18 protein-coding genes are annotated in these 17,377 nt (G+C 63.1%); 10 read left to right on the forward strand and 8 right to left on the reverse strand.

Features of this window, described 5'->3' with window-relative positions; translation table 11 throughout:
• The first annotated feature begins 63 nt into the window (after positions 1–63).
• Positions 64–1,341: a UDP-N-acetylglucosamine 1-carboxyvinyltransferase gene (gene murA / locus PHS32_RS15935; RefSeq protein ID WP_301080028.1), complete on the forward strand. Its 1,278-nt coding sequence runs from the start codon at positions 64–66 to the stop codon at positions 1,339–1,341.
• Between the two features lie 197 nt (positions 1,342–1,538).
• On the opposite strand, the gene PHS32_RS15940 is transcribed toward murA, so the two are convergent.
• The 3 genes from PHS32_RS15940 to PHS32_RS15950 form a co-directional block, all read right to left on the reverse strand.
• Positions 1,539–1,943, reverse strand: coding sequence for a cupin domain-containing protein (locus PHS32_RS15940; RefSeq protein WP_301080045.1), 405 nt, complete (start codon positions 1,941–1,943; stop codon positions 1,539–1,541).
• Positions 1,944–2,139: 196 nt separating this feature from the next.
• Positions 2,140–2,844, reverse strand: coding sequence for a class I SAM-dependent methyltransferase (locus tag PHS32_RS15945; protein WP_301080029.1), 705 nt, complete (start codon positions 2,842–2,844; stop codon positions 2,140–2,142).
• Between the two features lie 35 nt (positions 2,845–2,879).
• On the reverse strand, positions 2,880–3,419 hold the full coding sequence (locus PHS32_RS15950) for a GNAT family N-acetyltransferase (protein ID WP_301080030.1): 540 nt from the start codon (positions 3,417–3,419) through the stop codon (positions 2,880–2,882).
• Positions 3,420–3,629: 210 nt separating this feature from the next.
• Here PHS32_RS15950 and PHS32_RS15955 point away from each other — a divergent pair, with 210 nt between their 5' ends.
• Positions 3,630–3,902: a hypothetical protein gene (locus tag PHS32_RS15955; protein ID WP_301080031.1), complete on the forward strand. Its 273-nt coding sequence runs from the start codon at positions 3,630–3,632 to the stop codon at positions 3,900–3,902.
• Positions 3,903–4,013: 111 nt separating this feature from the next.
• On the opposite strand, the gene PHS32_RS15960 is transcribed toward PHS32_RS15955, so the two are convergent.
• Positions 4,014–5,516, reverse strand: a complete 1,503-nt coding sequence (locus tag PHS32_RS15960) for an FAD-linked oxidase C-terminal domain-containing protein (RefSeq protein ID WP_301080032.1) — start codon at positions 5,514–5,516, stop codon at positions 4,014–4,016.
• A 209-nt stretch (positions 5,517–5,725) separates the two neighbouring features.
• On the opposite strand from PHS32_RS15960, the gene PHS32_RS15965 reads away from it, so the two are divergent.
• Genes PHS32_RS15965 through PHS32_RS15975 form a run of 3 tightly spaced genes read left to right on the forward strand, consistent with a single transcriptional unit; the run spans position 5,726 to position 8,747 of the window.
• On the forward strand, positions 5,726–7,027 hold the full coding sequence (locus tag PHS32_RS15965; protein ID WP_301080033.1) for an MFS transporter: 1,302 nt from the start codon (positions 5,726–5,728) through the stop codon (positions 7,025–7,027).
• 52 nt (positions 7,028–7,079) lie between these two features.
• Entirely contained in the window at positions 7,080–7,934 is an 855-nt protein-coding gene (gene asd / locus PHS32_RS15970) for an archaetidylserine decarboxylase (RefSeq protein ID WP_301080034.1), read from the forward strand.
• A 27-nt stretch (positions 7,935–7,961) separates the two neighbouring features.
• Positions 7,962–8,747 (forward strand): enoyl-CoA hydratase-related protein, encoded by a 786-nt coding sequence (locus PHS32_RS15975; protein ID WP_301080035.1) that lies wholly within the window; start codon positions 7,962–7,964, stop codon positions 8,745–8,747.
• Here the strand turns inward: PHS32_RS15975 and purU are convergent.
• The 4 genes from purU to PHS32_RS15995 form a co-directional block, all read right to left on the reverse strand.
• Entirely contained in the window at positions 8,740–9,588 is an 849-nt protein-coding gene (gene purU, locus PHS32_RS15980) for a formyltetrahydrofolate deformylase (RefSeq protein WP_301080036.1), read from the reverse strand. The genes PHS32_RS15975 and purU overlap by 8 nt on opposite strands.
• Positions 9,589–9,610: 22 nt before the next feature.
• On the reverse strand, positions 9,611–10,441 hold the full coding sequence (locus PHS32_RS15985; protein WP_301080037.1) for a ChaN family lipoprotein: 831 nt from the start codon (positions 10,439–10,441) through the stop codon (positions 9,611–9,613).
• 31 nt (positions 10,442–10,472) lie between these two features.
• A complete protein-coding gene (locus tag PHS32_RS15990) occupies positions 10,473–10,784 on the reverse strand; it encodes a DUF3567 domain-containing protein (protein WP_301080038.1) in 312 nt (103 codons plus the stop codon).
• An 82-nt stretch (positions 10,785–10,866) separates the two neighbouring features.
• Positions 10,867–11,961 (reverse strand): DUF3108 domain-containing protein, encoded by a 1,095-nt coding sequence (locus PHS32_RS15995; protein ID WP_301080039.1) that lies wholly within the window; start codon positions 11,959–11,961, stop codon positions 10,867–10,869.
• A gap of 248 nt (positions 11,962–12,209) precedes the next feature.
• Between PHS32_RS15995 and PHS32_RS16000 the strand changes: the two genes are divergently transcribed.
• From PHS32_RS16000 to PHS32_RS16020, 5 genes are all read left to right on the forward strand, one after another.
• Positions 12,210–13,184, forward strand: a complete 975-nt coding sequence (locus PHS32_RS16000; protein ID WP_301080047.1) for a thiamine pyrophosphate-dependent dehydrogenase E1 component subunit alpha — start codon at positions 12,210–12,212, stop codon at positions 13,182–13,184.
• Complete coding sequence (locus tag PHS32_RS16005; protein ID WP_301080040.1) at positions 13,175–14,140, forward strand: transketolase C-terminal domain-containing protein; 966 nt, start codon at positions 13,175–13,177, stop codon at positions 14,138–14,140. Before PHS32_RS16000 ends, PHS32_RS16005 begins: the two co-directional genes overlap by 10 nt.
• Before the next feature lie 60 nt (positions 14,141–14,200).
• Complete coding sequence (locus PHS32_RS16010) at positions 14,201–14,728, forward strand: TRAP transporter small permease (RefSeq protein ID WP_301080041.1); 528 nt, start codon at positions 14,201–14,203, stop codon at positions 14,726–14,728.
• An 85-nt stretch (positions 14,729–14,813) separates the two neighbouring features.
• Positions 14,814–16,112 carry a TRAP transporter large permease gene (locus PHS32_RS16015; RefSeq protein ID WP_301080042.1) on the forward strand — a complete coding sequence of 433 codons (1,299 nt, stop codon included), beginning with the start codon at positions 14,814–14,816 and terminating at the stop codon, positions 16,110–16,112.
• Between the two features lie 40 nt (positions 16,113–16,152).
• Positions 16,153–17,190 carry a DctP family TRAP transporter solute-binding subunit gene (locus PHS32_RS16020; protein ID WP_301080043.1) on the forward strand — a complete coding sequence of 346 codons (1,038 nt, stop codon included), beginning with the start codon at positions 16,153–16,155 and terminating at the stop codon, positions 17,188–17,190.
• The last annotated feature ends 187 nt before the right edge of the window (positions 17,191–17,377 follow it).

Here is a 17,377-nt window from a genome sequence, read left to right on the forward strand (position 1 = left end):
GCAGGAGCCGTGGACGGGGTTGCGGGTGATAATCCTGCCTGATCGTCACAGTTCCAAATTTATATGTCCATTTTCGAAATTGAAGGCGGTGTTCCGCTGCGTGGCACCGTGCGTGCATCCGGCAACAAAAACGCCATCCTGCCCATGATTGCCGCCTGCATCCTGACCGATCAGGAGGTGGTTCTGGACAATGTGCCCGACATCATCGACGTCCGCCACATGCTGGAGGTGATCACCGATCTGGGCGGCACGGTGGAACGCAGCGGCGAGCGCGTCAGCATCCACGTGGCCAAGCTGAACAAGAGCGAAATCGGGCGCGAACTGTGCAACAAGGTGCGCACCTCCATCCTGTGCGTGGCGCCCCTGCTGCACCGCACCGGCAAGGCAAAACTGTTCCCGCCGGGCGGCGATGTGATTGGCCGGCGCCGGCTGGACACGCACTTCTACGGCCTGCAAAAGCTCGGCGCCAGCATGACGCTGGGCGACAGCTACGATTTGTCCCTGCCGCACCCGCTGACCGGCGCCGAACTGTTCTTTGACGAACCCTCGGTGACCGGCACCGAGCACATCCTGATGGCGGCGGTGGTCAGCGCCGGCCACACGCTGATCCGCAATGCGGCCAGTGAGCCGCATGTGCAGGATCTGGCCCATATGCTCAACGCCATGGGGGCCAGGATCACGGGCATAGGCACCAACCAACTCAGCATTGAAGGCGTCTCATCACTGGGGGGCACCACGCACCGGGTTTGCCACGATCACATCGAGGCCGCCTCCTACCTGGCGCTGGCGGCCGCCACCGGCGGTGAGATCAGGGTCGAGGGAACCGATTTGCACTCGTACTGGATGTGTCACCGTGTCTTTGCCACGCTGGGCGTCAAGATCGAGCTCTACAAGGATCACATTTTTCTCTCCGGCGACCAGGAGATGCGCGTCACGCCCGATTACGACGGCTCCATGCCGGTGATCGACGACGGGCCCTGGCCGCAGTTCGCCAGCGACCAGATGAGTTGCATGATCACGCTGGCAACCCAGGTCGAGGGCAATGTGCTGTTTTTCGAGAAGATGTTCGAGTCGCGCCTGTACTTCGTCGACCGTTTGATTGCCATGGGCGCCCGTGCCGTCGTCTGCGACCCGCACCGGGTTGTCATCAGCGGGCGCTCGAAACTGCGCGCCACCACCCTCAGTTCGCCCGACATCCGGGCCGGCATGGCCTTGCTGGGCGCCGCCCTGTGCGCCAGCGGCAAGTCGACCGTGCAAAACGCCAACATGATTGAGCGCGGCTACGAGCGCATCGAGGAAAAGCTGCTCGGTCTGGGGGCCCGTATCACGCGCCGGGCTTGAGCTTCGGGTTGCCTTCAGCCCTCTGATCTACTCGCTCCAAACCGGCTGTTCGGATATGCCTTTGAAGGACGGCAATGTGGCGATTGGTTCGTCAACCTGAGTACCCGCCAACGACCAGTAGCGGACAGTCACGCTGGTGGCTCAGAGTACCCGCTGGAGGCTGAAAACGGCAATACAGATTTCCGAAAAGCAGCCGGTCAGAAATCCACCAACACTTCCAAAGCACCATTCATATGCAGCCTCTTTCCCTTCCTTGGGTACTCGCAAACATCATGTTCCAGTCGCTGTCCAGCAACCAAGAGCACCAACGGCTCGCTGCCATTGTTTGATATCGAATGTGCTGCGCCCCTCCGAGGGAAACCAAGAAACGCGCCAACCGTTATCTCAAAAGATTTGCCATCAATGACTGCGAGTCCATTGCCTGACAAGACGTAGGCACATTCTTCCTCGTAGAGATGACGGTGATATTCGGCTGACTCGTGGTCAGGCATGATGGTCACCATGTGGACGCCAAGTTGAGTAAGTCCGACGGCGTCACCCAAGGATTTGCTAATGCGAACCGCGTTTGGGTTAAGCGTATGTACCCTGACTTCGCCTTCCATCGCATTTATGGCTGCCGCACTCAAAAATTCGCGTGCATCTTTCATTGCATATCCCCTGATGTTTCCATAGGTACCAATATAGAAAGTCCCAGTGTAATGTCCCACTTGTAGACGATTGCAGGGCGGCTGCCGACCAACAGCGGACGGTCAACGCAGGTGTCGATTACCCGCTGAAGGCAGCAAGCGCTCTTAGGCCTCACATCTTTTGCGCCAGTAGCGCCCACAGAAACGGTTCTCCGAACAACCCACTCTCCGTGCTCGGCTTGTTCATCCGGCGCAGCACGCGAACTCGGAACGTGCTGGACCAGATTTCGCGCAGGCGTTCCTCAGCGTAGCCCAGGCCTCCCCCCATCGACCGGCGCTCATAAACCTCCTGGTCCCAGTAGCCGCTCCCGCCTTCAGGCCTGAAGCAGGCCAAGCCGAATAACCCGCCAGGTTTCAGTGCGCGAGACACTAGTGCCACATAGGCGTTTCGTCGATGCGGTGGAATGTGATGAAAGCAACCGGAGTCGTAGACCAAATCGTAGCTGCCGGCCTCGAGTTGCAACTCAAACACGGACTGATGGCGCAGGAGCATGTCTACGCCGGCCTCAGTTGCACGCTCTCTTGCCCAGTCGATGGCGGTTTGGGAGTAGTCAACGGCCTCAGTCGCGAACCCTGAGCGGGAAAGAAAGATGGCGTTTCTTCCGTTTCCACAGCCAAGGTCAAGAGCCCTACCTGGGCGAACCAAGCCTTCGTCTATCCAATTCGCCAGGCTTTCGTCAGGAAATGTTCCGAAGAAGGGGCACGGCTTTGCGCGGTTGTCGTAGAACGAATCCCACCAACTATTCTCGTGACCAGCCAGCAAAGCATCCAACTCCGCCAATGCCTCCCCTTTAGCGTTGTCGAAGTCGTTTGTCATTGCGCTGAGGCGGTGCCCGTTCGTGGGTGTGAGGCCTATGAGTGTGCACCGACCATGACGTGGTTGTCATGTTCCACATCTCCGAGAACAAAGACGTAGGTGCCAATTTTCGTATACCCGTGCTTGGCGTAGAACATGGTCGCCCGCTCGTTCTTCACATTCACCGTAAGCCAGAGCCTACTGCTGGCTTGAACCTTCGCCAATTCTTGCGCTTCTTTGAGCAAGGTTGAACCAATACCCATGCCAACGAAGTGCGCTTGAACATACAGAGTAGCAAGTTCAGCCGTCGCGTCTTGGGCCTTTCGGCAAGCGGTTCCCAGCTGGACAACCGCGAAGCCCAACAAATTTTCGCCTTGCTCTGCGACCAAAATCAGGGCTGACGGACTCTGCAGCAACGCTGTGTATTTTTCAGGAGTTAGCTCGTTCAGGACGTATTCGGAGATTAGGGACGACACGCCGCCCGTTGCGTATGTATGAAGCCACACTTGAGCGGCCAGCACGGACAAGCGCTTGGCATCCTCATGTTGTGCTTTTCTAACGAGGTAATCCAGACTCATTGCAGCATTGTTGCTCATGGTTGGTAGGGGACTGATGTGTCAAAGTTTGTTAGCTTATGGCTGAAGAACCTCAATCACCGCGCAAGCGACGGTCAAATTGCGACCATTGGCGGTCGTCGGCATCGCTGCTTTGCGGCTGATCGCACACCACTGTTGGCGGAAACAGTTGTTGTTGAAACGTACCCAATTGGGTATCGTTGAGAACACTCTAATGTTGGGCCAATCCCTATGAACCACAATACGGTCTCCATCGCTGAAATCAAGCGCCGTGGCATGGCGGCCATCGCCGAAAGCTTGAGACGCGGCCCGGTGCACATCGTCAAGCGAAACAAGATGGCCGCTGTCGTTCTTTCCGAAGACGACTATCAGCGCCTCACCAATCAAAAATCGGCGTCGCCGTCGGGCATGACCGCGATACAGTGGTTGCTGACACAGCCGGCGACCGAAAAACGAAGCAAGAGTCAGATCGATGCCGACCTCAAGGCACAGCGTGCCTGGTGATTTGGCGCTTCGGACAATGGCGTAATTCGCAAGGCGGGCAGCCAACATCCCGCTTCGTGTTGAGGACAGAGCTGGCTCGCTTCGCGTAGCTGCGGTCTGTCCCGCAAAGTTTCAGAAACGTTCCAGCTCCGGGAACTTCAATTTGCCGCCGCGCACCAGCATCTTGCCGTACTCGGCGCAGCGCTGCGGCGTCGGAATCACCTTGCCTGGGTTGAGCAGGCCTTTGCTGTCGAAAGCCCTCTTGACGCCGAACATCTGCTCATTTTCCGCGACTGAAAACTGCACGCACATGGAGTTCAGTTTTTCGATGCCGACGCCGTGCTCGCCGGTCACGGTGCCGCCCATGGCGACGCTGGTTTCCAGAATGTCGGCGCCGAACAACTCGCAGCGATGCAGTTGGTCCGGATCGTTGGCGTCGAACAGAATCAGCGGGTGCAGGTTGCCGTCGCCGGCGTGAAATACGTTGCAGCAACGCAGCTGGTATTTTTTCTCCATCGCCTGGATCGCCAGCAACATGTCGGCCAGGCGTTTGCGCGGGATGGTCGAGTCCATGCACATGTAGTCGGGGCTGATGCGGCCGCTGGCCGGGAAGGCGTTCTTGCGGCCGCTCCAGAACTTGAGCCGCTCGGCCTCATCTTTGCTGACCGCGATGGCAGTGGCGCCATGCCGGCGCAGCAGTTCGCTCATGCGGCCAATTTCTTCCGCCACCTCTTCCGGCGTGCCGTCGCTCTCGCACAGCAGAATAGCCGCGGCACTCAGGTCGTAGCCGGCATGCACATAGTCTTCCACGGCGGCGGTCATGGGCTTGTCCATCATCTCCAGGCCGGCCGGCAGGATGCCGGCCGCGATCACCGCCGCGACCGCGTCGCCGGCCTTGCGGATGTCGTCGAAGCTGGCCATGATGGCACGCGCCAGTTGCGGTTTGGGCACCAGCTTGACCGTCACTTCGGTGGTGACGGCCAGCATGCCCTCCGAGCCGATGACGATGCTCATCAAGTCGAAGCCGGCTGCATCCAGCGCATCGGAGCCAAATTCAACCGCCTCGCCGGTCATCGTGAAACCGCTGATTCTCTGCACATTGTGCAGCGTCAATCCGTATTTGAGGCAGTGCACGCCGCCGGCGTTCTCCGCCACGTTGCCGCCGATGGTGCAGGCAATCTGGCTCGACGGGTCCGGCGCGTAGTACAAGCCATGCGCTGCGGCGGCCTCGCTGATGGCCAGATTGCGGACCCCGCACTGCACCCGCGCCGTGCGGCTGGCCGGGTCAATGCTCAGGATTTTGTTGAACTTGGCCAGCGACAGCGTGACCCCCAGGCGATGCGGCATGGCGCCACCCGACAGACCGGTGCCGGCGCCGCGCGCCACCACCGGGACTTCCAGCGCGTGGCAGGTTCGCAGCACCGCCTGCACCTGCTCTTTTGTTTCCGGCAATACCACCACCAGCGGACGCTGCCGGTAGGCGCTCAAGCCGTCGCATTCGTAAGGCGTCGTGTCCTCCTGCTGCCACAGCAGGGCATGCGCCGGCAGACAGGCGGTCAGTTCCTTGACCACTTGCGCCTGGCGCTCGGCTCTGTGCAGCGATTCCGGTTGCTCGGGCGAGCTGGGTGGATTCATGGGGCTTCCAATTGTCAATTCAGCAAGGGTTGTAAAAGCAGGGGCCGGCCAGACTCGCCGCGGCGGCCGACCGCCAGACTGTTATTGTCACATTTACGGCGGCACCCCCAAAGCCGGCGCCAGCGGACCCACCGGCAGCCTGAGCGCTGGCTAAAATCAGGCCTTCAACAGTTCCCTCAATTGACGGAAAACACCCCCTTGGAGACCCCATGCCGCCTAAAGCCGCCAGCGCAGGGCGCCGACTTTGGCTGAAATGGCGGCCGATTTGGCCTGCGCTACCTGCCCATGACCTGCTGCGCGATGCCACCTACCGGCGGCTCTGGACATCGATCCTGATCAGCTCCTTTGGCGGGCAGATCACCATGCTGGCCCTGCCCTTGACGGCCGCCGTGCTGCTGCATGCCACGCCGTCCCAGATGGGCATCCTGACGGCAATGGAACTGGCGCCCTTTGTCTTGCTGTCGCTGCCGGCCGGCGTCTGGCTGGACCGCGTGCGCAAGCTGCCGGTCTATGTCGTCGGAGAAGGCGTCATCGCCCTGGTGCTGGCCAGCGTGCCCCTGAGCTGGTATCTGGGCTGGCTCAGCATGCCCTTCATGTACGGCGTGGCGTTCGCCATCGGCTGCGTCTTTGTGACCGCCGGCACGGCGGCGCAAATCGTGCTGACGCAGGTGGTGCCGCGCGAACGGCTGGTGGAGGCGCATGCCAAGAATGCGCTGGCCTCGTCCGGTGCCGAAGTCGCCGGCCCCGGCGTCGCCGGCGCCCTGATCAAGCTGGTGGGGGCGCCGCTGGCCTTGTTGGCCGATGCCGCGCTGCTGCTGGGCAGCGTCTGGATTCTGCGCGGCTTGCGGGTGACGGAGAACCGCCCTGCCACGCAAGCCACCCACTTCTGGCGCGACTTGCGGGCCGGGCTGCGCTTTGTCGCCGACCACCGCATGCTGGTGTCCCTGGCCACGGCGGTGGGTTTATGGCAGATGTGCCATCAGTGCGCCATGGTGGTGCAAATCCTGTTCGCTACCCGGACCCTGGAACTCAACGAACACCAGGTCGGTCTTTGCTACATGGGCCTGGGCTTGGGCACCGTGGTGGCCAGCACCCTGGGCAACCGCATCTCGCGCCGCGTCGGCCCTGGCCCCTGTCTGATTCTGGGTTTCGCGGTGTGCGGCCTGGGCTGGCTGCAATTGGCTGTGGCGCCGCTGGGGCCTTGGGGCGTCGCCTCCTTCGTGTTTATGCTGCTGTGCTTCAGCGCCGGTGCGGTGCTGATCTTCATCAACTTCCTGGCCTTGCGCCAGGCAGTGACGCCGGAACCGCTATTGGGGCGCATGACCAGCACCATGCGCTGGCTGATCTTGCTGCCGGCCGGTCCCGGCGCGCTGCTGGGCGGTTACCTGGGCGAACACCTGGGCTTGCGTTACGCCCTGGCCCTGGGTGGCACGGGTTCGCTGGCGCTGGCACTGTGGGCCTGGCGTCATCCGGTGCTGCGCAATGTGCGAACGCTGCCGACGGCGGCCTGACCCCGCTGGCGCTCGGTACAATCCGCGCCATTCCCAACTCCGGTAGCCATCCATGTCCGACCGTCTTGCCGTGCTGCCGCAATACCTGCTGCCCAAGCATGCGTTGACGACTTTGGCCGGGCGGATTGCGCGCGCCCGCGGTGGCCGGCTGACGACGCGGCTGATAGCGTGGTTTGTGCGACACTACCAGGTCAACATGGGCGAGGCGGCCAACCCGGACATCGCCAGCTACGCCACGTTCAACGATTTTTTCACCCGCGCCCTGCAAGAGGGCGCCCGACCGCTCTCCAGCGCCGACCTGATCTGCCCGGTCGATGGCGCCATCAGCCAGTTTGGCGCCATGGCGCGGGATCAGATCCTGCAGGCCAAGGGGCACCACTATTCCAGTACCGCGCTGGTCGGCGGGGACGCGGCCTTCGCGGCCTTGTTCGACGACGGCAGTTTCGCCACGCTGTATCTGAGCCCGAAAGACTATCACCGCGTCCACATGCCTTGTGACGGGCGTTTGACCCGCATGATCCATGTGCCCGGCGACCTGTTTTCGGTCAATCCCACCACCGCCCGCGGCGTACCGGGTTTGTTCGCCCGCAACGAACGCGTGGTCTGTGTTTTTGAATCCGGGCACGGCCCGTGGGTGCTGGTGCTGGTTGGTGCCACCATCGTCGGCAGCATGGCCACAGTGTGGCATGGCGTGGTCAATTCCCAGCGCAGCGGGCAGTTGCGTGAGTGGCGTTACGACGATCGGAGCGTGCAACTGCGCCAGGGCCAGGAGATGGGCCGCTTTCTGCTGGGCTCAACGGTGGTCATGCTGTTTCCCAAAGGCCCGCTGCAATTCAATCCGGCCTGGGCAAGCGGCGGCGCCATCCGGCTGGGTGAGGTCATGGCCAACCGGGCGCGGCTTGCCTAGGCCGGGCCGGACTGCCACAATGTTTCCATGAACTACCAACACCTGCTGCTCTCATCCGATGGCGTCATCACCACCATCACCTTGAATCGCCCTGAAAAGCGCAACGCCCTGGCCATGAACGTCATGCTGGAATTGACGCAGGCCTTGCATGAGGTGGCGCGCAGCGACGCCCTGGGCGTGATCCTGGCGGCGAATGGCCCGGTCTTCAGCGCCGGGCATAACTTTGCCGACATGGCCGGCGCCACGCTGGAGCAGGCGCGCGAGTTGTTCCGGGTCTGCACCGACATGATGGACGCCGTCCAGGCCATGCCGCAACCGGTGATTGCCAAGGTGCATGCGCTGGCCACAGCAGCCGGCTGCCAGCTGGTGGCCAGTTGCGATCTGGCGATTGCCGCCGACAGCGCCTCGTTCGCGATACCGGGCGGCAAGGGCGGCCTGTTCTGCCACACCCCGCTGGTGGCCGTCGCGCGCAGTATTGGTCGCAAACGGGCGCTGGAAATGGCAATGACCGGTGACGCCATCGATGCCGCCACTGCCGCCCAATGGGGGCTCATCAACCGCGCCGTGCCGGCCGACCAGTTGGACGCCGCGACCCTGGATTTGATCAGCCGCGCCAGCCGTGGCAGCGCGCTCTCCAAAGCCATGGGCAAGCAGGGCTTTTACCAGCAGGTCGGCTTGCCGCAGGATCAGGCCTACCAGCTGGCAGTCGAATTGATGGCCTCGGCAGCCCTGACGCCGGACGCCCAGGAAGGGATTCGGGCTTTTCTGGAAAAGCGCCACGCGCATTACACGCAGCGCCCCGCCATCACTTGAAAATCACGGTTTTGTGACCGTTCAGCAGCACGCGGTGCTCGCTGTGCCATTTGACGGCACGCGCCAGCACCTGGCTCTCGGTGTCACGGCCCAGGGTGGTCAGGTCTTCCACCGTCTTGCTGTGGTCCACGCGCGCCACGTCCTGCTCGATGATGGGACCCTCGTCCAGTTCGGCGGTCACGTAATGGGCGGTGGCGCCTATCAGTTTGACGCCCCGGTCATGCGCCTGGTAATAAGGCTTGGCGCCTTTGAAGCTGGGCAGGAAAGAATGATGGATATTGATCGCCGAGCCTGACAGCTGGCGGCACAAGTCGTCACTCAAAACCTGCATGTAACGCGCCAGCACCACCAGTTCCGCCGCTTCGCTGTGGATGATTTCCAGCTGCTTGGCCTCGACCTGAAGCTTGTTGGCGGCGTTGACCGGCAAGTAATGAAAAGGCACGTTGTAGCTGGCGGCGAGCTGATAAAAGGTGCGATGGTTGGAAATGATGGCACGAATGTCCAGCGGCAACAAACCGCTTTTCCAGCGAAACAGCAAATCGTTCAGGCAATGGCCTTCCTTGCTGACCATGATCACCGTGCGCATCGGCTCGGCACGGGCGTGCAAACGCCACTGCATCTGATACGGCTGGGCAAATACACCGAGTTGCGTCTTGAGTTCCTCATGCGTCAATTGCGCGCAGGCAAACTGCACCCGCATGAAAAACAGTCCGGTATCCAGGTCGTTGTACTGGGCCGCCTCCTCGATGTTGCCGCCGCGCTGGGCCAAAAAGCCGGACACCGCGTGGACCAAACCCAGGCGGTCCGGGCAGGACAGGGTAAGAATGTAAGAAGGATTCATGACGCTGGGGGATAGGGCCAGTTCAGGCCGGTGGGCGCCGGGTGGCGCCAAATTTTGCGCAATAGTCGACCGGCGGCGCCGCTTGGGCCGGCCAGATGGCATCGAAATTTGCAGCCTCGTTTTTATCTTCCGACGCTTGTTCCGATTGCATCAGCACGGCTTTGGCCTTGATTGTCGGCGCCAGGTGCAGTGGCACGCCCAGGCTGCGATCCACATGCCCGCCGCCCGCCAGCAAAACAACTATTTTGCCGGGCCGACTCGCCTGGGTGACGGTTTGCGCCATCGCCATGTCGCGCGCAATCTGGACCCGCGTCATCGGTGCGATCTGGCTCTCGGGCAGCATCTCGCAGTGACCCTGGCGGATATTTTGCTGCTGGGCTTGCAGCGCCGGCCGGCTCAGCCGTGTCTCCAGTTCCTGGTTGGCCATCGCCTCGCGCAAACGCGCGTTGGGCAGGTTGGCACCCAGCACCGGCACACCGGCCCTGACGGCAGTCATGACCGTCGGACCGTAGGCGGCCCAGGGCCAGCCCTGGTTGTTCCACTGCAAGGCGGCGCGCACCGCTTCTTCACTGGCGTCGGGCGCCAGACTCTGCGTGGATTGGCCCTGGCTGGCCATCTCCAGCGTCAGGGCGGCCAGGACCTGCCGCGCGATCAGCGCTTGCACCACGACCCGTTGCGCCTGCTGGTGGTCCGGTGCATCGTGTTGCTCGCCCAGCAAGATGGCGTCAGCGGGCAGCAATTGCCCCAGGCGCTGGATTCGACTGGCGTCGGAATAAGAGGTGGGTGAAATGGGGAGGGCACAGCCGGCCAAGCCAAGCGCCAGTGCCACCGCCCAGAGGCGTCTGACGATCATCAAAAGCTTATGCCAACTGGCGTCTGGTCTGTCAGTGAACCACCACTGGGTTTTGCGCCAGTTCGGCGTACTGTTCCAGCGTGTCCTCGACCTCTTCCTGGGTTGGGGTATTTTGTTGCCAAGCGGAAATGTGCTGCTGAAACAACTCGGCCCAGGAGCCGTCCAGATAGACCTCTTTGCCGGCGCGCTTATCGACGATCTCGAAGCCGTGGCGCGCCAAAGTGGGCACCAGCAACACCTGCTCGACGCGCTGGCCATTGACCTCGCAGGAGGCATCCGCCGCCACTGCGTTGGCCAGCATATGTGTCACCGAATAGGTGTCAGAGTCATAAAGCGTGTGCATGGTTAATTATCTCTCAATTGTCCTTGGCATGCAGGTGGCAGCGCAGCGTCCAATTTCAAGAGCAGCAAGCTCCAGCGGCAGTTCATTGAGGGGGCTCGCTGGCCAGCCACTGCTGGTCGACGAAGTCGCCATTGGCCTCGGTGATCCGGATACGCACCGGCAAATAACCCAGTGCCGGGGCAAGCCACAACTCGACCTTCTGGTCGAACTCCTGACGCGGGTTGCGCATCAGCTTCAGGGTTGCCTGCTCACCCCCCGGCAGTGTCAGTGTTTCCTCGCCCCCCACGGTAAAAAGCCAGGTATCGGCAGCGCGTGGTCCCACGGTCTGAAGCGCTATGGTGGTGGCTTCCGGGTAGTGGCCGGGGTCGCCGGCGATCATGCTGGCCAACTGCACCATGATGCTCAAGCGGTCCTGCGCATCGGCCAGCAGGGGTGCGTCGGGCGTATTGGCGCTGAAAACAATCTTGCCTTGTTCCCGCACAAAGTGAGCGGCGACTTCACTGCGCCTTTTGTCGGAATAGCGTATGGGGGCCAGCCCCTCCGGGGTGATCTTTCCGCGGCTGGTTTGCAGCAGGACCGGCAGAAAACCGGCGCTGAATGCCAGCCTGGCGTCATAACTGTCGCCATCCTGTTGCCATACCATTTCGGCACTCAGGCGGTAGGGAAACTTGTTGCCTTTGACCTCATACTGGAGCCGCACCGAACCGGGTACCTTGTAGCTTCTTGGCGCGACCGGCCGCTCGCCTGGCGGGCGCGGCACGGCCGCCGGTGGATCGGCGTCGGCGCTGGCGCTGGCGGCGTCCTGGGGTTGCGCCTCCGGCGGGCGACTTGAAACCGCGTCATCGTTCACGCTGACGGGCGGCGGTTGCGTCGCCTCTTCGCCGGCGCTCCCGGTGAGGGCGGGGACCGTGGCCGGACTTTCCGGCTCGATCCGGGTCGGCGTTGGCGGCCTGCTTTGCATCGGTTTTGCCGCCGCCGGTCGGACTGTTGGTTGCGCGGCGGGTTGCCCGGTGGCGGGGAACTCGATGGCGCGCGTGCTGAAAGCGCGGCTTGGCGCGCTTGGCATCGAACTGAAAATCAAGGGGAGGCCCTGCAGCAGGACCAGATGGACCCACAGTACAACGACGCCAAGAGATGCCAGCACCTTGAACGACAACCCCGGATTGACACGCTTCATTGACCAGCATTTCCTGTGAAACCAAAGACACGGATCGGGCCACCGTCAACCGCTTTGGGTGGCACGCCATCAGTGCGCCGCCGGGTTATTCCGGCGGCACCGCGAACCGGCTGAGCCGGCTCTTTGACGCCCGGCTTGAGGCGCTTGAATGGCCTACCCGTCTCATACAATGCGGGCTCACTTTTAATTATGACAGCGGAGACAGCTTGAGGGACAAAGCACAAACTTTGGCGGACTTGTACCGCACCATGGTTCGCATTCGCGCCTTCGAAAACGCGGCCGAGGCGGCCAGCCAGGGCGGCGTCAGCGCCTACGGCAAGGCAGCCGATGGCAGCGCCAAGGTACGCGGGCCGCTGCATCTCTCCACCGGGCAGGAAGCCGTGCCGGCCGGGGTTTGCGCCCATCTGCGACACGACGATTACCTCACTTCGACCCATCGCGGCCACGGCCACACCCTGGCCAAGGGTGCCGATTTGCAGCGCATGATGTGCGAGTTGTTCGGCAAGGCCGACGGCACCAATGGCGGCAAGGGCGGCTCCATGCACATTGCGGACTTTTCTGTCGGCATGCTGGGCGCCAACGGCGTGGTCGGTGCCGGCCTGCCGATTGCCGTCGGTGCCGCGCATGCGCAAAAGCTGCAAGGACGACAGGGCATCACGGTCTGTTTCTTCGGCGATGGCGCCATCAACCGGGGGCCGTTTCTGGAGGCCCTCAACTGGGCCCGTGTCTATCAGTTGCCGGTGCTGTTCGTCTGCGAAGACAACCGCTGGAGTGCCACCACGGCCAGCGGACCGATGACGGCCGGTGCCGGCGCCTCGGCGCGCGCCCTGAGCCTGGACATTGTGGCGGTTCAAGTGGACGGCAACGATGTGTTGGCGGTGCACGCCAGCGCGGCTGAACTGGTGCAGCAGGTACGCTCGGGCAGCGGCCCGCGCCTGCTGCACGCCATCACTTACCGCGTCAAGGGCCATGTTTCTGTCGACCTCGCCGCCTACCGCCAACCCGAAGAGCTGCAGGCCGCCTTGAAGACGGATCCGATCGCCCGGGCTCGCGCGCACTACCTGAGCCTGCCCGGCACCGAGGCCCGGCAGCTCGACGCCATCGAACAGGCAGCCACGGCGGAAGTCGCCAATGCACTCAGGGTCGCCGAGGCCGCACCCTGGCCGGAAGCGGCCGCCGCCTTCACCGATGTCCAGACCACGGGGGCCGGCCAATGGCGCTGATGACTTACGCGCAAGCGGCGGCGCTGGCGCTACAGCACGAGATGGCGGCCGACGCCAATGTGGTGGTGATCGGCGAGGACGTGGGCCGTGGCGGCATCTTCGGCCAATACCAGGGCTTGCAGCAACGGTTCGGCGCCCAGCGCGTGATCGACACGCCCATCAGCGAGGCCGCCATCATGGGCGCCGGCGTCGGCATGGCGCTGGCCGGGCTGCGCCCGGTGGTCGAGATGCGCGTGGTCGACTTCGCGCTGTGCGGCATGGACGAGATCGTCAACCAGGCCGCCAAGAACCGTTTCATGTTCGGCGGCCAGGGCCGCGTGCCCCTGGTGGTGCGCATGCCGATCGGCATCTGGGACGCTTCGGCGGCGCAGCACTCGCAATCGCTGGAGAGCTGGTTTGCCCACTTGCCGGGCCTGGTGGTGGTCTGCCCGGCGACACCGCAAGACAATTACTCCCTGCTGCGCTCGGCGCTGGCCAGCGGCGACCCGGTGGTCTACATGGAGCACAAAACGCTGTGGGGTCTGACCGGCGAGGTGGATCAATCCCACGCCGTGGCGCTGGGCCGCGCCAACACCTTGCGCGCCGGAGCGGACCTCACGCTGGTGAGCTGGAGCAAGCAGCTACAGGCTTGTTCCAGTGCCTGCGAACAACTCGCAAAGGAAGGCATAGCGGTCGAGCTGATCGACTTGCGCACCCTCTGGCCCTGGGACCGCGATACGGTTTTGCAGTCCTGCGCCAGGACCAACCGGCTGCTGGTGGTGCACGAGGCGGTGCAGGTGGCCGGCTTTGGCGCCGAGATTGCGGCCAGCGCCGCCGAAGCTACCGGCTGCAAGGTCAAGCGCTTGGGCGCACCGCGCATTCCGGTCGGCTATGCACCGGTGCTGGAAGCGCAGTCGCGCATCGGCGCCGAGGACGTTGCCGCCGCAGTGCGCGCGATGCTTAAATCTTCAACTTAGCAAGGGTATCTCCTGATGCCCGATGCGCTCCTTCACCTCTAACCTCTTCCCCTTCGCCTCATGCCCCATCTTCACGAACCCACCCATCTGCCCGTCGAAGTGCCGGATCCCGCGGCGCAGGATGAGGTCACCGTCATTCCGCTCAAGATCGAAGACTGGCTGACCGTCATCGTCATGGGGCTGTTGGCGCTGATCACCTTCGGCAATGTGCTGGTGCGCTACTTCACCAGCCAGTCCTTCGCCTGGACCGAGGAGTTCTCGGTGTTCCTGATGATCGTGCTGGCGCTGGTGGCCGGCTCGGCCTCGGTGGCACGCAATCGCCAGATTCGCATCGAATACTTTGCCGACAGCGGCTCGCCGGCGCGCCAGCGCGCACTGGCGCGCTTTGGCGCCATCATGGTGTTCCTGCTGTTCACCCTGATCGCCGCCCTCAGCACGCGCATGGTGTGGGACGACATCCGCTTCGGCGAGACCTCGCCGGGCATTGGCGTGCCGCAATGGTGGTACACGATCTGGCTGCCGGTGATGTCGGTAGCCATTGCCGGACGCGCCCTGGGCCTGTTCATCCGCCGGGGGCGTCGAGCATGAGCGCCGCGCTGGGCCGCCCCGAGCAAGCGAACACCCCCGCGGGGGGCAGCGAGGACGCGTCAGCGCCGAGCGTGGGGGTCCGGTCATGATCCCGACCCTGCTGTTTGTCGCCTTCGTCGTCATGATGCTGCTGGGCGTGCCGATCGGCGCGGCGCTGGGCCTGGCCGGCGCCGCCTGCATCGCGCTGGCCAACACCGATGCCTTATGGTTCGGCTTGCTGGCGGTGCCGCAGAACTTCTATGCCGGCCTGGGCAAGTACCCCTTGCTGGCGATCCCGATGTTTGTGCTGGTGGGCTCCATCTTCGACCGCTCCGGCGTCGCCTTGCGGCTGGTCAACTTTGCCGTGGCCATCGTCGGCCGCGGCCCCGGCATGCTGCCGCTGGTGGCGATTGTGGTGGCCATGTTTCTGGGCGGCATTTCCGGTTCCGGCCCGGCCAATGCAGCGGCGGTGGGGGCGGTCATGATTGCCGCCATGTCGCGTGCCGGTTACCCGGCGGCGTTCTCGGCCAGCGTGGTCGGTGCCGCAGCCGCCACCGACATCCTGATTCCGCCCTCGGTGGCCTTCATCGTCTACTCGGTGCTGGTGCCCGGCGCCTCGGTGCCGGCGCTGTTTGCCGCCGGCATGATTCCCGGCGTGCTGGCTGGTCTGGCGCTGATCGTGCCGACGGTGCTGCTGGCGCGCAAGCACAAGATGGGCGCGCTCGAAGCCAGCCTGCCGCGGCCGCCCTTCTGGCAGAGCTTCAAGGAAGCGACCTGGGGTCTGGCGGCGCCGGTGCTGATCCTGGGCGGCATGCGCGCCGGCTGGTTCACGCCGACCGAGGCGGCGGTGGTGGCGGTGTTCTACGGCTTGTTCGTCGGCATGGCGATCCACCGCACCATCAAGGTCAAGGATCTGTTCGTCATCCTGCGCGAGTCGGGCGAACTTTCCGCCATCATCCTGCTGGTGGTATCGCTGGCCGGCATCTTTGCCTATTCCCTGTCGACCCTGGGCGTCATCGACCCGGTGACCCGCGCCATCGTCAATTCGGGACTCGGCGAATACGGTGTTTTGTCGCTGCTGATTCTGCTGCTGATCACGGTCGGCATGTTCCTTGACGGCGTGTCGATCTTCCTGATCTTCGTGCCGCTGCTGTGGCCCATCGTGCAGTTCTACAAATGGGACCCGGTCTGGTTCGGCGTTATCCTCACGCTGAAGGTGGCGCTGGGCCAGTTCACACCGCCGTTGGCCGTGAACCTGATGGTGTCGTGCCGCATTGCCAACGTGCGCATGGAAGAAACCGTGCGCTGGGTCGGCTGGATGCTGTTTTCGATGTTCCTGGTGATGGTGGCGGTGATCGTCTGGCCCGAGCTTGCGCTCTGGCTGCCGCGCTATCTGGGCTATTGAAGCGGGCCGATTTTTTTACTTTTTTAAGGAGACTTCCACTATGAAATCCCGCAGAACCCTTCTCGGCCTGCTGGCCGCGGCGGCGGCGCTGGGCACCTTCTCGGTCGCCGCGACCGCACAAACTGCCTACAAGGCCGAATACCGGATGTCGCTGGTGCTGGGGCCGCCGACGCCGTGGGGCCAGGCCGGCAAGGTCTGGGCCGACCTGGTCAAGGAACGCACGCAGGGCCGCATCAACATCAAGCTCTACCCCGGCGTCTCGCTGATCCAGGGCGACCAGACGCGCGAGTTCAGTGCGCTGCGCCAGGGCGTGATCGACATGGCGGTCGGCTCCACCATCAACTGGTCGCCGCAGGTCAAGGAGCTCAACCTGTTCTCGCTGCCCTTCCTGATGCCCGACTATGCCGCCATCGACGCCTTGACCCAAGGCGAGGTCGGCAAGAAGATCTTCCAGACCCTGGACAAATCGGGCGTGGTGCCACTGGCCTGGGGCGAGAACGGCTACCGCGAAGTGACCAACTCCAAGCGGCCGATCAAGTCACCCGATGACATGAAGGGCATGAAGATGCGCGTGGTCGGCTCGCCGATCTTCGCTGACATGTTCAGCGCCTTCGGCGCCAATCCGACCCAGATGAGCTGGGCCGACGCGCAACCGGCGCTTTCCAGCGGCGCGGTGGACGGCCAGGAGAACCCGCTGTTCCTGTTCACCATCCTCAAGATGCACACCGTGGGCCAGAAATTCGTCACCACCTGGGGTTACGTGGCTGACCCGCTGGTGTTCGTGGTCAACAAGGAAATCTGGAAATCGTGGACTCCCGCCGATCAAGCCATCGTGCGGCAAGCCGCGCTGGACGCCGGCAAACAGGAGATTGCCGTGGCCCGCAAAGGCTTGGTCGAGGCTGACAAGCCGCTGCTCAAGGACATCGCAGCCATGGGCGTGACCGTGACACAACTGAGCGCCACCGAGCGCGAGGCCTTCGTCAAGGTGACCCGTCCGGTCTATGACAAATGGAAGGTAACCGTTGGCGCCGATCTGGTGAACGCGGCAGAGAAAGCCATCGCCGCACGCAAGAAGTAATTTCTTTCGATCCGCCGGCAAGGGCCTCTCGTTTCGGGAGGCCTTTTTTTTATGCGCCAGCCGCTGTACAAGAAAATTATTCCCCCAGCAACGCTGCAAGCTGTTGATTTAGCTGGCGTTTCCTCTCTTGGCCAGTGCAATGCCCAAATCCGGTGTACAAAATCCATGTACTTGAACCCCGCGCAGA

This window comes from Rhodoferax sp. (genome assembly GCF_028714215.1).
GTDB lineage: Bacteria > Pseudomonadota > Gammaproteobacteria > Burkholderiales > Burkholderiaceae_C > Rhodoferax.

Coding starts and splice junctions, on each gene's coding strand:
- PHS32_RS15965 (WP_301080033.1), top strand. CDS start 5,726: ATGCCGCCTAAAGCCGCCAGCGCAGGGCGCCGACTTTGGCTGAAATGG.
- PHS32_RS15950 (WP_301080030.1), bottom strand. CDS start 3,419: ATGAGCAACAATGCTGCAATGAGTCTGGATTACCTCGTTAGAAAAGCA.
- PHS32_RS15940 (WP_301080045.1), bottom strand. CDS start 1,943: ATGGAAGGCGAAGTCAGGGTACATACGCTTAACCCAAACGCGGTTCGC.
- PHS32_RS16000 (WP_301080047.1), top strand. CDS start 12,210: ATGGTTCGCATTCGCGCCTTCGAAAACGCGGCCGAGGCGGCCAGCCAG.
- PHS32_RS15960 (WP_301080032.1), bottom strand. CDS start 5,516: ATGAATCCACCCAGCTCGCCCGAGCAACCGGAATCGCTGCACAGAGCC.
- PHS32_RS16005 (WP_301080040.1), top strand. CDS start 13,175: ATGGCGCTGATGACTTACGCGCAAGCGGCGGCGCTGGCGCTACAGCAC.
- PHS32_RS15995 (WP_301080039.1), bottom strand. CDS start 11,961: ATGAAGCGTGTCAATCCGGGGTTGTCGTTCAAGGTGCTGGCATCTCTT.
- PHS32_RS16015 (WP_301080042.1), top strand. CDS start 14,814: ATGATCCCGACCCTGCTGTTTGTCGCCTTCGTCGTCATGATGCTGCTG.
- PHS32_RS16010 (WP_301080041.1), top strand. CDS start 14,201: ATGCCCCATCTTCACGAACCCACCCATCTGCCCGTCGAAGTGCCGGAT.
- murA (WP_301080028.1), top strand. CDS start 64: ATGTCCATTTTCGAAATTGAAGGCGGTGTTCCGCTGCGTGGCACCGTG.
- PHS32_RS15990 (WP_301080038.1), bottom strand. CDS start 10,784: ATGCACACGCTTTATGACTCTGACACCTATTCGGTGACACATATGCTG.
- PHS32_RS15985 (WP_301080037.1), bottom strand. CDS start 10,441: ATGATCGTCAGACGCCTCTGGGCGGTGGCACTGGCGCTTGGCTTGGCC.
- PHS32_RS15975 (WP_301080035.1), top strand. CDS start 7,962: ATGAACTACCAACACCTGCTGCTCTCATCCGATGGCGTCATCACCACC.
- PHS32_RS15955 (WP_301080031.1), top strand. CDS start 3,630: ATGAACCACAATACGGTCTCCATCGCTGAAATCAAGCGCCGTGGCATG.
- asd (WP_301080034.1), top strand. CDS start 7,080: ATGTCCGACCGTCTTGCCGTGCTGCCGCAATACCTGCTGCCCAAGCAT.
- PHS32_RS16020 (WP_301080043.1), top strand. CDS start 16,153: ATGAAATCCCGCAGAACCCTTCTCGGCCTGCTGGCCGCGGCGGCGGCG.
- PHS32_RS15945 (WP_301080029.1), bottom strand. CDS start 2,844: ATGACAAACGACTTCGACAACGCTAAAGGGGAGGCATTGGCGGAGTTG.
- purU (WP_301080036.1), bottom strand. CDS start 9,588: ATGAATCCTTCTTACATTCTTACCCTGTCCTGCCCGGACCGCCTGGGT.